Origin of the sequence: Solibacillus cecembensis (assembly GCF_050272495.1) — a bacterium.
Taxonomy (GTDB): domain Bacteria; phylum Bacillota; class Bacilli; order Bacillales_A; family Planococcaceae; genus Solibacillus; species Solibacillus cecembensis.
This window is the reverse complement of record NZ_JBNNMF010000008.1, coordinates 20,120-35,919: the sequence shown is the minus strand read 5'-3', so window position 1 is coordinate 35,919 and position 15,800 is coordinate 20,120. Positions and strand designations below refer to the sequence as shown.

General features: G+C 33.2%; 19 protein-coding genes. 14 read left to right on the top strand and 5 right to left on the bottom strand.

The window, feature by feature from the left end:
* Positions 1-42 precede the first annotated feature (42 nt).
* Complete coding sequence (locus ACQKIH_RS08705) at positions 43-1,107, bottom strand: Ig-like domain-containing protein (RefSeq protein WP_427765106.1); 1,065 nt, start codon at positions 1,105-1,107, stop codon at positions 43-45.
* A 207-nt stretch (positions 1,108-1,314) separates the two neighbouring features.
* Positions 1,315-1,632: a hypothetical protein gene (locus tag ACQKIH_RS08700; RefSeq protein WP_427765103.1), complete on the bottom strand. Its 318-nt coding sequence runs from the start codon at positions 1,630-1,632 to the stop codon at positions 1,315-1,317.
* Between the two features lie 148 nt (positions 1,633-1,780).
* On the opposite strand from ACQKIH_RS08700, the gene ACQKIH_RS08695 reads away from it, so the two are divergent.
* Positions 1,781-2,002: a transcriptional regulator gene (locus ACQKIH_RS08695; RefSeq protein WP_427765101.1), complete on the top strand. Its 222-nt coding sequence runs from the start codon at positions 1,781-1,783 to the stop codon at positions 2,000-2,002.
* A 203-nt stretch (positions 2,003-2,205) separates the two neighbouring features.
* Here ACQKIH_RS08695 and ACQKIH_RS08690 read toward each other — a convergent pair whose 3' ends face one another.
* Positions 2,206-2,454 carry a hypothetical protein gene (locus tag ACQKIH_RS08690; protein ID WP_427765098.1) on the bottom strand — a complete coding sequence of 83 codons (249 nt, stop codon included), beginning with the start codon at positions 2,452-2,454 and terminating at the stop codon, positions 2,206-2,208.
* 521 nt (positions 2,455-2,975) lie between these two features.
* Here ACQKIH_RS08690 and ACQKIH_RS08685 point away from each other — a divergent pair.
* The 5 genes from ACQKIH_RS08685 to ACQKIH_RS08665 all read left to right on the top strand — a co-directional run bounded on the left by ACQKIH_RS08685 (position 2,976) and on the right by ACQKIH_RS08665 (position 6,517).
* A complete protein-coding gene (locus tag ACQKIH_RS08685) occupies positions 2,976-3,305 on the top strand; it encodes a YolD-like family protein (RefSeq protein WP_427765096.1) in 330 nt (109 codons plus the stop codon).
* 27 nt (positions 3,306-3,332) lie between these two features.
* Positions 3,333-3,674 (top strand): DUF1827 family protein, encoded by a 342-nt coding sequence (locus tag ACQKIH_RS08680; RefSeq protein ID WP_427765093.1) that lies wholly within the window; start codon positions 3,333-3,335, stop codon positions 3,672-3,674.
* 320 nt (positions 3,675-3,994) lie between these two features.
* A complete protein-coding gene (locus ACQKIH_RS08675) occupies positions 3,995-4,426 on the top strand; it encodes a M20/M25/M40 family metallo-hydrolase (protein WP_427765091.1) in 432 nt (143 codons plus the stop codon).
* 748 nt (positions 4,427-5,174) lie between these two features.
* Complete coding sequence (locus ACQKIH_RS08670; RefSeq protein ID WP_427765088.1) at positions 5,175-5,852, top strand: VOC family protein; 678 nt, start codon at positions 5,175-5,177, stop codon at positions 5,850-5,852.
* A gap of 248 nt (positions 5,853-6,100) precedes the next feature.
* Complete coding sequence (locus ACQKIH_RS08665) at positions 6,101-6,517, top strand: hypothetical protein (RefSeq protein ID WP_057988822.1); 417 nt, start codon at positions 6,101-6,103, stop codon at positions 6,515-6,517.
* An 88-nt stretch (positions 6,518-6,605) separates the two neighbouring features.
* On the opposite strand, the gene ACQKIH_RS08660 is transcribed toward ACQKIH_RS08665, so the two are convergent.
* Positions 6,606-7,052 (bottom strand): tyrosine-type recombinase/integrase, encoded by a 447-nt coding sequence (locus tag ACQKIH_RS08660; protein ID WP_427765084.1) that lies wholly within the window; start codon positions 7,050-7,052, stop codon positions 6,606-6,608.
* Between the two features lie 456 nt (positions 7,053-7,508).
* Between ACQKIH_RS08660 and ACQKIH_RS08655 the strand changes: the two genes are divergently transcribed.
* Entirely contained in the window at positions 7,509-8,033 is a 525-nt protein-coding gene (locus ACQKIH_RS08655) for a GNAT family N-acetyltransferase (RefSeq protein WP_427765081.1), read from the top strand.
* Positions 8,034-8,078: 45 nt separating this feature from the next.
* Positions 8,079-8,348: a hypothetical protein gene (locus tag ACQKIH_RS08650; protein WP_057988826.1), complete on the top strand. Its 270-nt coding sequence runs from the start codon at positions 8,079-8,081 to the stop codon at positions 8,346-8,348.
* A 240-nt stretch (positions 8,349-8,588) separates the two neighbouring features.
* On the opposite strand, the gene ACQKIH_RS08645 is transcribed toward ACQKIH_RS08650, so the two are convergent.
* Positions 8,589-9,092 carry a DUF2798 domain-containing protein gene (locus tag ACQKIH_RS08645; RefSeq protein ID WP_057988828.1) on the bottom strand — a complete coding sequence of 168 codons (504 nt, stop codon included), beginning with the start codon at positions 9,090-9,092 and terminating at the stop codon, positions 8,589-8,591.
* Positions 9,093-9,445: 353 nt separating this feature from the next.
* Here ACQKIH_RS08645 and ACQKIH_RS08640 point away from each other — a divergent pair, with 353 nt between their 5' ends.
* From ACQKIH_RS08640 to ACQKIH_RS08615, 6 genes are all read left to right on the top strand, one after another.
* Entirely contained in the window at positions 9,446-10,492 is a 1,047-nt protein-coding gene (locus tag ACQKIH_RS08640; protein ID WP_427765078.1) for a DUF1835 domain-containing protein, read from the top strand.
* 310 nt (positions 10,493-10,802) lie between these two features.
* On the top strand, positions 10,803-11,996 hold the full coding sequence (locus tag ACQKIH_RS08635; protein WP_427765075.1) for a multidrug effflux MFS transporter: 1,194 nt from the start codon (positions 10,803-10,805) through the stop codon (positions 11,994-11,996).
* Between the two features lie 422 nt (positions 11,997-12,418).
* Positions 12,419-13,369 carry a hypothetical protein gene (locus tag ACQKIH_RS08630; RefSeq protein WP_427765073.1) on the top strand — a complete coding sequence of 317 codons (951 nt, stop codon included), beginning with the start codon at positions 12,419-12,421 and terminating at the stop codon, positions 13,367-13,369.
* A gap of 170 nt (positions 13,370-13,539) precedes the next feature.
* The gene (locus ACQKIH_RS08625) at positions 13,540-14,310 is read left to right on the top strand and encodes a GNAT family N-acetyltransferase (RefSeq protein WP_427765071.1); all 771 of its coding nucleotides are present in this window, start codon (positions 13,540-13,542) and stop codon (positions 14,308-14,310) included.
* A 178-nt stretch (positions 14,311-14,488) separates the two neighbouring features.
* Complete coding sequence (locus ACQKIH_RS08620) at positions 14,489-14,893, top strand: hypothetical protein (RefSeq protein WP_427765068.1); 405 nt, start codon at positions 14,489-14,491, stop codon at positions 14,891-14,893.
* A gap of 200 nt (positions 14,894-15,093) precedes the next feature.
* Entirely contained in the window at positions 15,094-15,618 is a 525-nt protein-coding gene (locus ACQKIH_RS08615) for an SMI1/KNR4 family protein (RefSeq protein WP_427765066.1), read from the top strand.
* Positions 15,619-15,800: the final 182 nt, after the last annotated feature.

The following is a 15,800-nucleotide window of genomic DNA, read 5'->3' as shown; positions in this document are numbered from 1 at the left end:
AGCCCGTCATTACTGTAATAGTAGTGACGGGCTTTTTTGAGTTTAATATTCTCTTACTTCAAAAGAAGCAATTTTATCATGTACTATATATTCCGTTACTTTTTTATAAGGAGAAATGGTTTTTATGAATTTGAATGTCGAAGTACCTTGAGCACTATCAAACCAATTTAAGTAATCATTTAAAACTTTATTAGTGACATCATATTCTTTTGTTATTCCGTTCACCAAAGTGATACTTAGAATAGCACTCGAAGACTCATTAATTGGTTTTTTAACGATAACGGTAGCAGTAGCTACAAGGTCTGAGCCTTCTATCTGCGCAGTAATAATTGCTTCACCTTCATGGATGGCTGTTACATTACCGTTTTGATCTACAGTAGCAATAGATTCATCACTAGAAGACCAAATTACATTCACGCTATCTGGTGAGGTTGTTGCTGTTAATTTATATTGACTACCTTCTAGAAGCTCTAATAAATTTTTGTCTAATGTGATGGATTGGTTGTTAGGTTCATCTACAAGGCTACCATTTGCATCAATATCAATAGCGTCTATTCTAAGATTGTAAGTATCTACATTAGGAGATGTACTTGTTATTATAACTTCAACTTTATGAATACCAAAATTTAAACCTTCTTTTTTGAATACTAAAGTTTGAGATTGAGTAGAACCAAAACTCTCAACCTTACCCTGTTCAATGCCGTCGATTTTAACAATAGCGTCTTTTGTATATGTTGGATTCCTAAAAGAAATAATATTAAGTTTACTACCTAAAAACCAAAATTCCATTTTTGCAGTTACATTTTTTTTTGCGCCCATGCTTCCTTTTTTGTAATCATTAGAAGCGGAACTTGATGTGTATCTTACCCATTTACCCTTTTCGTAAATAATTTTATTGTGATTATCGTCGTATCTTTTCCAATCAATTTCAGGTTGTGTGAGTCTATCTCCTACCACTGAACTATTTTCAGGTGTGTTATTTAGATTATTAACTCCTTCCTTATAATCAACTACTTCGGCTGCTGATGCACTTTCAAAACTAATGCCAACTAACACTAATAACGTTAATGCTAGATAAATAAAACCTTTTTTAAACGAATTAATCACTTATGTATCCTCCTTTAAAATTATCGCAGGGTATGATATTAAATATCCTGCAAATACAACTTTAACCATAAATAAACTTATTTACCATGATAAAAATCGTGCATTTTTGTTAATGGAACAATGTATTTTCGTCAATGCAAAGGGACACCCATAACAAAGAAGACCAAGATAGCTTAATTGCCGTCTTGGTCATTTTCTAATTTATGATTAAAATTTCACATAACAATCTTCATCTCTATCTGGGTCATGATATAGGAATTTTCTTATCTCGTGTTTTTCCATAAAATATTTCTTTACCGCTTCTAAATCTTCACCAAAAACAGGGAAAGGGGTAGAACGAAAAGAAATTTCATATTGTGAACATTTATATATTCTTCCATAAAATATTTCTTCATTGAAATGAATTTCAATATTGTGACCTCTGTAAATATTGTCATAGGTTCCGTCTTCATTTAGCCCGCATTTATCTTCAAATGGAATAAACTTAATTTTATAATTTCGCTTATTCGTAATTAGTGTTTCCATGTTGTTGTTACCCCTTTATAAAATTATGTATACATTACATTTTAATGGAAAATTTTGATTAAGTACACAATAATATTAATACTTGCCAAAATGCAAACGTTTGTTCTGAAATAAATACAAACAAACGTTCTTGTTGAGGGTGCTTATAATGCAAGAACAATTAATAAAAGCAATGCAACGTAATCAATTGGTTGACATGATGTATGTATCTAAAACGGGTGAAATATCAAAACGACGTGTAAAAATCATAAAAATGATGGGTGATAAGTTTCAAGCTTTTTGTTTTACTAAGCAAGCAAAACGTACTTTTACCGTTGATAATGTACTTGCTACAGTCCCAGTAGCCCACAAAGAAGGTTGGGTGGTCTAATGTTAAGTATTGAGCAACGTCAACTTGTACATGAATATTTAGTATTAGATTTAGCTGTACAATTCTTGCAAACGTACAGTATGGATAAATAAAAAGCTGCCGTTTTGAATAATCAAAATGACAACTTTTTTGTATCTATTTTTAAAACGACTTGTTTAACTGAAGCCCCGTTAGTGCAAAAAACCTTAACACCTTTAAAACTTCTAACCTAAAAATACAATTTCACCATTTTCTTTCTTTGCACGAATTGTGATTTTACCTAAACATTGTTCTGGATTTGTGAAACCACTTTCTACTTCTTCAAACAACCTAGATAATAATGACTCTACTTCGGCTAATGTTGTATCTTTTGAAAGTTTATGCACACGCATCAGTTCAGTGTTTTTATATGCATCTACCGTTCCTTGAACTTTATCTTCTCCAAATGCTCTTACTTCAATTTCTAATTTCATATTTCCACCTCCTTAAAAAATATTACTGCATTAACGAATCAACATCTAAAATATTGAACTAACCTTCTGCGTTAGTGCAATAAGGATAGAGCTGCCATGCAACTCTACGATATTCAAGTAAAGCCACCGTTAGTTGAATAAATTTACTCAATAATGCTTATACAAAGAGAGTTACCATATCACTTAGTTCTCTTTGCCGTGATTTCTTATTGTGATGATTTTATAAATGATGACAGATATGTATACGATAATAAGAACAACAATATATTCAACAGGTAAATTATTTTTAATATCGATATAGATAAAGAATATCAGAAAAAAAGAATACATTATAATGTCAATTAATTTTTTAACCATTAGATTACTCCCCTTCTAAAATTCATTTTAACATAAATATCCAATTGAAGGTTAACGATCTTTTTTAATCGTGAGTGTCTGGTAATTTTTTATTGCACAAATAAGAACTTATGTTCTATAATGGAAAAAGAACAAATATTCTAAAATGAAAAGATGAATACATAATGACTTTTACACCAATCCCAAAGCCAGCTAAAGGTTCAAAGCCGAAAAAATTAGATAAACCACAGAGAACTACACCTTCACCACCAAAGGAAAAGAAACATTTAGATCGTGATGAATTTGAGTTGGAAGAAATAGCAGTTGCATTAGGCGAAGCGAAGGAAGAAAAAAAGTTAAAAGTATTTACAGTATACAGAATGGAAGAACACTTACAGGGGGCAATCATAAAGATGGATGCAAATACTAAGTTAATACACATCCGGGATAAGGTGTACGGAGTCCATAAAGTGCATTTTTTGGACATACTTAAAGTTTCGGATGTTACATACTAATTTTCATTTAAAAGGGGTGTCTATAAGGTGACAGTAAAATTTAAAAATCCATTTTCAAGACAACGGACATTTCGGGATATAACAAAAGAAAGCCCAGAGGCAGTTAAAGCTACAATGTGTACCTTGCCAGCTGATGCAAAAGTAAATGTCTATAAATGTAAAGAATCGATAATTATACACAGTAAAAACAGAAATACTGAGTGTGCTAGTATTTCAAACAGTAAAGGTTATGGGTATGTTCAGGAGTGGGAGCTTGTATATATGTTAGAAAATATCCTAAAGAAAAGTAACGATGACGTAGTGATGTGCGTAAGTCCAAATGGGACTATATATTTACATGTAAAAGATGGTGTAGCACTAGTTAATTAAAGAAAAGCCACTCAATAAATAGAGAAATAGAAATTGACGGTCAGACATATACAACACAAGGATATATTTCATAAAAATAGCCTTCCACGGAATTTGTGGAGGGATATTTCTTTAGTAAATTCGATAGAGCAGGCGACCAAAACTACAAAATATTATAATATTTCAACGAGCGACCAAAAAGCGACCAACTAAAAACACGCTATGAAAATCAAAAGGGAATCCCGACAACTAATGAAAGTTACGGGACGAAAAATGATTATTATAAAACCACTATGACAGCGTGTGATTTTGCGAGGAATAACGGATAAATCAATGTTGGCATGATGCAAGGTGGGGGCAAGCTAAATGTGATACCTGATGAGGCACATTTAGGTGTGGACGTGCGCTCTGTGACGAAACAGGAGCAACTGCGCATCGATGACTATTTTGAAACAATTAAGCCGCATGATGCACGCGTGAAAATTGATGTAGAGGGTGGCATTAATCGTCCACCAATGGAGCAAGATGCAGAAAGCGAAGAACTATTCGAAGTAGCGCAGGAGGAAGCCAAACAATTAGGGTTTAGCGTGGAAGAATCGGCTGTCGGTGGTGCGAGTGACGGCAATTTCACAGCGTTGTATGCACCAACATTAGATGGACTCGGCCTTGTCGGCAACGGCATTCATGCGGAGACCGAGCATATTTTACGGGCACATATTGTTGAACGCTTTGCTTTACTGACGAAAACCGTATTGCAAGTTGCGAATGAATAAATGGATTAGCATTATGAATTCGGATACTTACTATAGTCATGTCGCAACTTTATGATTACTTATATAGGTTTATATAGCTTTAAAAAAGATTGATTAAAATCATCTCACCTCTATGATTTTTAGAAGTGAGATGATTTTTTGTTGTATATTTATGCTAGTTTATCTATAAAGAATGTGAAGAGTGCTGTTTAATAGTTGTTCTACAAACTGGATGGATTGTGGAACAACAGCAGGAATATTTATGAATTAAGTCGAAGTTAATTGCATGCTTATGTTATTTAATTATAAAGGAGCCTAAAGTTATGGAAGTTTCTAAGGGAGTAGAGATGCTCCAACTTGAATTTTATGAAACAATTATTCATCCAATTCTTTTAATTGAATAATATGCTATGTAGTTTAACAAGCTAAAAGGAGCAATCATAATTATTATCATGATCTTCAGTAATAGGGCGCGATTGTTAAACAACCCTTCAATATAAACGACGGTATTGTAACATCTATGAGCTGTTATTCGGCAATTGCGCCAAAATTTAAATGAATTTTTTTACACCGTCCACATTTTCGACCGGTGTATTGCGTATTTTCATCTTCAAAAATACATAACTTTATTGTTGTTACACAATTTTTACCAAACGACACTTTGGTAACATTCCAGATGTAGAAAAATTTTCCATCCAAAAGTCTAATATTTTCTTTTTAAGTAATAAGTTAACATTTTATTGCAAGAATAATTAAGGAGATTAAGATTATGGATATCATAAACACAAAATTGAAAACACACAAACTTAAAGAGATGAAAGATTTTTATGAACAGATTTTAGGCTTCTCCATAGAGAACGAAACTCGAAATAGTTTCCAAATAACATTAGGTAAAAGTTCAATTGAATTTAATGATAACGATGTTGTTGGAACGCCTTTTTACCATTTTGCATGTGACATTCCTTCTAATCAATTTGGAGAGGCAAAAAATTGGATTAAAAGTAAAATGAATCTTTTAATTGAAAATGGAGCAGACGAAATTAATTTTACTTACTCTGTTGCAAAATCATTTTATTTTGAGGACCCTTCAGGTATTATTATTGAATTCATGGCTAGATTAGAGGATAATCCGCCAAGTGATAATCCGTTTTCTTTAGATAGCATACAAAAACTTTCAGAAATGAGTTTAATAGTGCCAGATAAAATGGCTGTTGCGAATCGTTTGATAAACAATCATATTGTAGAACGCAGTGATTCAGAAATTACTAGCACTTCTCTGTCTTTTATGAGTGACAAAAAAACAAAAGTATATTTGTTATTAGCTAGCTCTAATAGAAAGTGGTTGTTTTCTGATAAGGAGTCTAAGGTTTTTCCAATTGAGATTTCTTTAGATTCAGGTACTGTATTAGGTGTAAGTAATGAAAATGAATTTTATATCAATAATTAAATTCACTTTATTATTGAATAAATATCCTACAACTATAAATACAACGTTCCCAAATGAAAGTTAGTGAACCAACACCCTCATTCAATTGAAAAGGGGGTGTTTTTGCTGCTTATGAACAGTAAGTACTCAAAAGACGCTTTGGTAACTTACTGATTATCAACAACCCAAATAATTCACTCAAAATGCAACTATATAAAACTGTTCTTAAATGGTAATATTAGGATATATATTATTTAGGAGGCGTAACAATGAAATTAAATATGAATTTAAGTGTTATATCTATTTTTTTATTGCTAACCTTAAGTGCCTGTTCACAAGATGAAAAAGCATATAATTTTTATGGAACAAGTAATAACTGGGTTGTTAAGTACGAAACTGAAATAAGTGAAGCAAAAGAATGGGCTGATGTTTCATTTGAATATATTGGAGAAGAAGCTGCACCAGAAATATTTGGATATAACTTAAAAAGTACATGGTTTGAATTAACAAGCAAAGAAGAAGGATTCAATCATCAAGATAACAATATTAGTTCTGGTAATAGTGAATGTACTGGACCTCCCATAAATAATAAAAGTTGTGCAGTAATTATTGAAGATGATGAAATGATGGAAGCGAAAATAGAGTGGGATGGCAAATCTGAAGTTATTTTATTGAATAGAAAATAAAGCTAAAGGTTGTGAAGTATGCTACTTCAACTAAAGGGGGCATTAGTCAAGTAGAGCAACGTCTTTTAAGACGTTGCTCATTTTACATTTAATAGTACTTTTGATAATACTCTTTCCGTAGTTTTCCGCTTAATTGAGCGTATATCCTTGTGGTTTCACTTTTCTCATGACCCATAAGACTTTGAATGACTTCAATTGGAGCGCCATTATTCAACAAGTTAGTTGCATAGCTGTGTCTAAGTTGGTGTGGATGAATCTCTTTATTAATTTTAGCACGATTGGAGATCCGCTTGATGATGTATCGCATTTGGGCAACACTCATTTTATGTGGTTGGCTTGCCGTTACAAAGATTGCAGGATTATTGTCATTCCGACTTTCAATATACCGTTTAAGCAATATTTCGCAGCGTATATTAAAATAAACTTCCCTCTCCTTATCACCTTTCCCTCTAACAATCGCGGATTGATTGGACCAATTAATATGGTTCTTTTCTAAAGTAACGATTTCTCCAATTCGACAACCCATAGAAAACATAAATTCGAAAATCGCTCTTCCATTGGGGAATGACAGGATTCATGAAGGTGTTCGATCTCTCATTCGGTTAAATACTTGGGTATCCGCTTCCCTACCTTGGGTTCCTTAATTTTGGAAGTTGGATTCTTCCTCAGGTAACTTTTTCATGAGACCAACGAAAAAACGATTTCATAAAGAGAATGCGATGTGCAAGACTAACAGGTTTTAAATGTTTCCGGATATAGCGAGATATTCCTTCAACGTTTACGGAGAAAAACCTTCGATTCGCTTGTCAGCTTCAAACAAAGCCCATGCTTTTGACAGTAACAATTCCATTCCCCCTAATAAAGTGATATTAATGGAATTATTACCAAGTTAATAGAATAATAGACATATGGAGTGTTTTTACTAACGCAGCAGTTTAGTTCAACCAGAAATTTGTAATAAGCAACAATGTAAGAATGGAGGTCATTATTCATGGATATATATATTGAAAAATTACAAGTTACAGATGCCGAAGGTTTGTATAAGTTTGAACTTGAAAACAGACTATTTTTCGAAGAAATGGTACCTACTCGTGGGGATGACTACTATAACCCTGAGATTTTTAAAAATAGACATGAAGCTTTACTTGAAGAACAAGTTCAAGGAGATGCTTATTTCTATTTAATTAAAGATAAGGATAGTTCTATTATAGGAAGAATAAATGTAGTGGATATTGATAAATCTCAAAAAATCGGGCATCTCGGTTATAGAGTTGGTCAAGCACATATTGGAAAAAGTATTGCCACTAAAGCATTGAAGTTATTATTAGAAACAGTAATTGAAATAGACATAAAACAAATTAAAGCGAAAACAACAACTAACAATATAGCGTCACAAAGAGTCTTAGAGAAAAATGGATTTGAGAGAATAGCCACTGTTGGCGAAGAGTTCGAATTGAATAGGCAGAAGTTAAATTTTGTTTATTATATTTTGACTATTAGAGTTTCGTCTTATTGAACTAACGGGGCAGGATTGCTTAATAAGTAATTGAGGTGAAGAATGATGAGAGTAGCAAAACGCTCTTTAAGTGGAATCATTGCTGTAATTTTAAGTGTAGTAGCTGCTTTAATAATTAAAATGAATTATGAGTTAAATGAACATTGGCTTCAAGGGACATTACTTAATCCTATGATGCTCCTAGCCATTGCTATATACTTACCATCTTTAGCACTGACAATTCATGCACTCAAAAGCCGTTTTGTAAGTTTAATATTTTGGAGCATATCTTTGTTAATTGTCGTTGGTATTTTTTCGACTAATTTATTTGAATAGAATAGTTAAATCATTTTTCCCCTTGTTGAACTAACGGGGGCTTTAGCAGAACAAGGCTGCCTTTAGATTAGCTTTTTCTTATTGAACTAACGCAGCAGGTTAGATCAAGAGTGTTGTTTAACTTGTGTTCAACGATCGGGCTAGATTGTTAAATAACACTTTCAAAAAAAATTATCTTTGAAATTAACAGCGTTAAAAAAGCCGATTGAAAATCAATCGGCTGTGAGGAATTTATCTAGGTCAAATATTTCCATTCGCTGTTTTAATTGCCTGTTTTGCATGTAATCTTTTCATTGCAAATCTTGCGATGGGCTGTGCAACCAGCAACTCGATCCAAATCGCTACCCCGAAGTTCCTAAACCAATTGTGAAAGAAGTTTTGAAAAGGCTCGATGCCTATTTTCCCCGTACCAACCCAGGGTCCTATTATTGACATGCAAACAGATAAGACTGTAACCGTCAAAAAGGTATTCAACAATATGCGGGCATTGAATCCATCCGTTTTAGCTACGAATATTGGCATCACTTTACTAACTATCGGTTCAGCGACCAAAGTTACCAGCAACACGATGATTATCCATATGAACGGGATAATCCGTAACGTTTCCAAATAATTTCCCATGTTGAATCCTTGATCCAACATCATAATGATAGGAGCAATGGTGTTTACAGAAATAATCGATATAATCATCATAAATAGTATGCCTTCTCTTGGCGATTGAGGCAGTCGATTTTCTTTATGCATTTTATTACCCTCCGAAATAAGTTTTCAGATGGTAGACGTATCATGTGACATATATTTTTGGTTAAATGAATTGACCAATATCTCTACACACTGTATTAATCATTTTATCGCATTCTTAAATGAATTCCAGTCTTGTTTTATTCAAAAGTATGTGAGCAAAGTCTTAAATAGTCTTCCTCAATCGGGCGCGATTGTGGAATAAGCTTCACTTTTTTTCTTCAACTAACGGGGGCTTTAGAAGAACAAGACTGCCTTTAAGGGTAGCGTTTTCTTATTGAACTAACGAAGCAGTTATGTTTAATAAGATTTGCTGAATTTTTATGGTAATATTATCTGTAAAAGGGGGTAATAAATTGATTGATGAATTGAAAAGAATCCTTAAAAATTCTCCTAATGATGAAGTGAAATCACTTTTATTTCAAATTCTTTTGCGAATCAATTTGCTTGAAGAAACAGACCAATATACTGAGGGGCAATTTGTGACAGACTTGAAAAAAACATATAATGATTTTCTGAATTATAAAAGAAACCAAACTGATATAAAAAATAATAAAAACTGTAAGGTTGTACATATTCTCTTTGGTGATTCAGCATCTGGTAGTTTAAAAAGAGCATTAAAAGAAATGGAATCTCGGGACGAAGAAAAGGTTATCTCATTTTCGGATATGTTCTCTATTGGTCCAGTTTGGCAATTGCATGATAAGGTTGGGCTTAATCAAAGGTATGAATGGATAAAAAATCATCTAATTTTTGATGATGATTATATAGATGAATACCAATATAATTTCAATAATACTACTTCAATGATTAACGCTATTCCTAAAAATACAACAATTATAGTTTGGGTTGGGGCGAACTCTCACGAACAGACTGCCTTAAGATATGTTCTGTATTTATTAAAAGATAATAAATACGATATTTTCTTAATGGATACCACTAAGCAATATAAAAATCAATTCAATATTCCAGATACTGATTGTTACCCGTTACACACTGGAGAAATTATTTCTGAAAAATTAAGGTTAATTTATGAGAAAGGTAGAATGGTTCCTCCGATAAGTCAAGAGCAACGTGAAAAATTGGAGAAGGAATGGAAAGAGTTATCTTCTACACAAGAGGTTCTAAGGGTATGGGAAAATAAAGAAATAAAGAGTGTAGACGTAGCTTACTATGATGACTATATTATCAATAATGCTAAAAAATTACATACGGAACGAAAGAATAATGATTTTATGAAATCAGCACGTCTTATTGGTGAGGTTATTGGATATTTAGACCAATATATTGGTGACGAGTTTTTTGAGTATAGGGTAAGACATTTAATCATGAATGGCGTTTTTGAAATAGAAGGAGTTCCAAAAGCTATGAGGTTTTATAGTGTGAGACTCAAAAACAACTAAAACTATTGCACTAACGGGGTGCTTTAGCCGTACAAGTGGCTACCTTTAGGGGGAGCTTTTTCTTGTTCAACTAACGGGGCAGTTTAGTGAAAGAGGGGTATTCGATATTATTGTTGATTTGAAATAAAGTTCGATCGTTTATAAAATAGGTGCACCGTTATATCCCTTTGGATGATATAATTTTTACGTATTTTAATTAGAAGGAAGTGAATTCATGAGGGATTTAGAAAAAATTAAACTCGTGAAGCCACCATTTCCCAAGCTACGATGTTTTTCTTTCAAACCTATAATTATCTAGGAGAGGATTATTTTGAAGAAAAACATCGGAAACAAAACACCTAGCTTAATATTACTGATTATATTAGTTGGCTTTCCACAAATTAGTGAAACTATTTTTAGCCCATCATTACCTTCTATCGCAGAAGCGTTTGAAACGTCTATGAAGGATGCACAGCTTACGATGAGTGTGTACTTTATCGCTTTTGCCTTCGGAGTATTTTTCTTTGGGCGTTTATCCGATAAAACGGGTCGTCGCAAGGCAATGCTTTATGGGCTGTTTTTATATTTTGTTGGTAACGTACTTTGTTTAGTAGCAAATGAAATGGCGGTTTTATTAGTCGCGCGCTTTATTCAAGCATTTGGCGCAAGTGTTGGCTCTGTCGTGACACAAACGATTTTACGCGAAAGCTTCTCTGGTGTTGAGCGTCATAAATTGTTTGCTCAAATTTCAGCTGCCCTTGCCTTCACACCTGCACTTGGCCCGTTAATCGGTGGCTTTACCGATTATTATTTTGGCTTTAAAGTCGTATTTTTGGTGTTAGTTGCTATGAGCGTTATTGTATTTTGTTATGCGTTTTTACGCTTACCTGAAACAGCGCTTACTACAATCGAAATGAAGCCTATATTACCAATAGTGAAGCGCATGATTACAAATGCGCGTCTATGGCGCTACGGCGTATTAATTGGCGGTATTAACGGTGTATTATTTAGCTATTATACCGAAGCACCATTTATTTTTACGCAATACTTCACACTAACAAGTGCGATGTATGGTTTTTTAGGCGTTGTCGTTGCGTTCGCTTCTATCGCAGGTGCGATGCTATCTAAACACCTCGTTAGCCACACAAAACCTGAGAAGATTATCGTTCACGGGTTAGCCATTATGCTCATCGGTACATTGTTCGCTACATCGGTACATTTTTTACCGATTTCATTACAAATGCCAACCATGATTGTTAGTGTGTTCATTATTTTATTTGGTACAGGTACTGCTTTACCAAACTGTTTAAGCTTAGCGCTCATTGACTTTCAAGACGTCATTGGTTCTGCGGGTGCGATTTTTAGCTTAGGTTATTATTTACTCGTCAGCGCTACAATATATGGTATGAGCATTTTCCATAATGGAACAGTCCTTGTGATGCCACTATATTTTTTAGCACTAGGGATTGTTATGCTTTTAATAAGCTTACCCTTACTTAATAAAAAGGTACGATGTTTAGAATAATGTCGCGATGTTTTAAAAAAGTTGCACCGTTTTCAAAAAAGATAAATACTTGACCCTCATGTTACGTAATAGGAGTCTATATCATTTGTAAGCCAAGTCGATAATTAACTTTAGGCACCTCGAAAGTACTTACCCTTTTTTATAAAACTAAACTTAAATCTGCTGGGTAAGAATCCATTTTGATCATTTTTTTTCAAAATGGATTCTTTTTTATTTATCGTAAAGCTACAAGTGTTTTTGCCTGATATAATTAGCAGATTGTGAAGAATTATACTTAAACTAACGGGGTGCTTTAGTGCAACAAGCATTTCAAATAGTCCCCAAACGATGCTTTGGTAACTTTAAATACCTTAAGACCAATAAAATCCATATATGGTATTATTGAATAGAGTATTTTAGTAATGTTAAATGGGGTGGGAATGTTGAAAAAAATTCTTTACACAAGTATTTTATTAGGAGCATTTACTTTATCAGGTTGCACAAATAATGAAGCTGATATCAAAGAAGCGATAGCAGAATCGTCGCCTACTGGGCAATCAACAGCTAAGGATATAGCAGTAAATCAGCAACATGCTACCGACACAATGGAGGAGCCGAACACATATGGTATTCCACTACATGCTGGTCCTGTGCTTGATATTAAAATTGACAGTGTTATTGAAAAAAACGGCATGAAGGAAATTACTTATCGTGCTAACTACAATGAAGCGATGCAACAATATTCAGAAGCAACCCTTCGAAAGTTAGTGAGTACCTATCAATTAGAAGCACTGGAGTTACCTCAACCTGACTGGCATGCACGGATTTCGTTCGACATCCGCAATAGTAAAAACGAAGTCGTATCAACTTTTTTAGACATGGGTGTGGGTGCAAATGAAAGTATCAAACCTGTTTATGAAATAAGTAGCCAATCTAGTCAAACGACAGAAATTTTTGGTGAGCGGATTAAGCGTTTTTCATTGCCTGTTGAAATTGACCCATCAGCCTTTGAAATTACACAATACTTAGCTCAGCTACCAACATTCGCTGAGCCGTTTACTTTAAAAAAAAATGAAAATACGAGCTTCGACTATTTAGGTCATACGTATACGATTTATGATACACAGTTAAGGGATAATGGACTACAACTTTCAATCAGCGTAGAGGGGCAGCCCGAAATTATGCCTTCTGGATGGCATATTACGGTCAATGGAACACGTCAACATAACACTACTTTCCGTAATGTTGAAAACAATCAATCAATATTTAGGATCATTCTTCCTGAAATGCAAACAATCCCAGAAGAAATGACGATGCTCCCTTATCTTGGTATCATCCACGAAAATTTTGAGCCACCAATTATTTTAGATTTGAAGGAAATAGTAAATAAATAAATTACTGAATAACTATTTAAACTGAAACATCCCGATATGTTTCAGTTTTTTATGTTAATGTTACCAAACATCGCTTTGGGAAGGTTATACTTCAACTAACGTCGTGGGTTAGTGAAACAAATGTCGTATAAAAATATTCAGATTAATAGGAATGGTGGAGGTATAACGAAATGATTACTGTACCAAAAGAGCATTTCAATCTTATGAAAAAGAAAATTGAAGAAGCACCAACATTTGTATTTAGCTTATTAGATTCTACAATTAAAGGAACTGTACTTGCAGATTCCACTAATTATAAATCATTCCTTTTTCAAACGGATTCAGGATTGTATTATGTTGCAGGGCAATTACCTGATGAGCTATTTCTTAAGAATTTAGTTAGTGTTTTTGAGGCATCAGTAAATAAAGGCAAACGATTTACATTATTTTCTCCTACTCCCGCTTGGAATCAGGCAATTGAAAACCACTTTGACAAGAGAGTAAGAAAAATACAACGTTATGCTTTTTCTTTTGATTTAATCACATATAAAAATAGAAAAAGAAATGAAATTAATGAATATAATGTAATAAAAATTAATCAATATCTGATTGAACATTGCTTGGAATTTGATAAAAAATACTATGACGAATATTGGGGTTCCGTTGGAAATTTTCTTGGAAATGGAATTGGTTTTTGTGTGAAGGTTAAAGAGAAGATTATTAGCGAAGTAGTTTCAATTTTTAAATCTAATAATTATGCTGAAATAGATATAACAACCGACTTGAGTTACAGAGGAAAAGGGTTAGCAAGTATTGTTGCTGAAAAATTTATAGATTATTGCCTTTCTGAAAATATTCAACCACGTTGGGATTGTGATGTTGATAATAGTGCTTCTATTAATTTAGGTAGTAAATTAGGTTTTATAAATCCGATAAAATATTCTATCTATACTAAATTATAGACTGAAATTATTGTTCAACTAACAGGTGCTTTAGCAGAACAAAGCTGCCTTTAAAGGGAGCTTTTTCTTATTGAACTAACGAAGCAGGTTAGTGGAAGAAGGATTTTTAAGTACGCTTGAAGAACTTAGCATAATTGAAGCTACTTTCAGGGTAAAACAATGGTAGCGGATGTTATATATGAATTTAAAATTAACAGAAAACGGTACAAATCCCAGGGTAGATTTTTATGATGGAATTTGCTTAGATCAATATCAACACTTAGCTAAAAGATGGACTGAAATGTTGTCAATTGTTCATAAAGAAGTACTTACGTATATCAATAATGATAATTTGTGTTTTGATGACGGTGAAGATTTAAATTCGTTTCCTGTACGGAGTAAATTAACAGGTAATTATTATATTGAATCTGTTTCGTTTATTAAACACGTAAATCCAATGGGATTCCAGATTATGATTAAGACTAGACTTACAGAACATTTGCCAACGGGTGAGGATGATTATTTGGGGTTAGAAGTGACTTTGTTTACTACAACTATAAATGAGACTTTTAAAGTTTGGGGTATAGATAGCTCTTCAATTTAGTATTTCTTCTTAAGCTAACAGTTGCGTTGATCCAAGAAGGATTAACGCTTTTTTGTTGGAGTTCTTATTGGACAAACGGAGCAGTTTAGTTCAATAATATTTATGGAATTTTATGTTAAAATATGTTTATAGTAAAAATAAAAATCTAATTTTGAATAAGAGAAAATTCACATTTGAGACGTGAGGAGAAGATTAAAAATATGATAAATCAAGCTGATCGGTTATGGAAACGTATTATTGAAAGAGGTTCAAATAATGGAAGTAACTTTAAAGAATCATTAAATCTTCAGTCGGGTGCAAGTGATGAAGAGTTTCAACTTCTTGAGGATACACTGGGTGTTTTACTGCCTGAAGAAATGAAGAGCTTTTATAGGGTATATAACGGACAAGTTTGGGTAACTGGGGTGAATCCATTTGTGAGAAATTTGACTCTATCAACTACTTCTGAAATTATAGATAATTGGATTTTTTTACAAGAAGAATTCGATTCAGATGATGACGTAGAGCCAGATATTGAAAAAGAGCTTAAGTCATTTCTTTGGAATTCAAAATGGATTCCAATTGCAGTTAATGGTGGTGGTGATTATCTTTGCATTGATACAGATCCATCTGAAGCTGGGGTGGTAGGACAGATTTTATACTTTTGGCATGATTGGGGAAATCGTTCTATTGAGGCAAAGAATATATTTGAATTCGTAGAGATTTGTCTAAATGAAGAAATATAAATTTTTATTTAGGGCTTGTGAAAAAATACACTCAAACTAACGAGGCAGTTTAGTTCAATAAGGTATCTTAATTATTTGGTAAAATAATGGTATTATATACAGGTATAGTAGGATGGCTAAAGAAGTTATTTTGTGGAGGGTAAAAATGAAATTCTTCAGAAAAATGTCTAAATTTGAGCAAA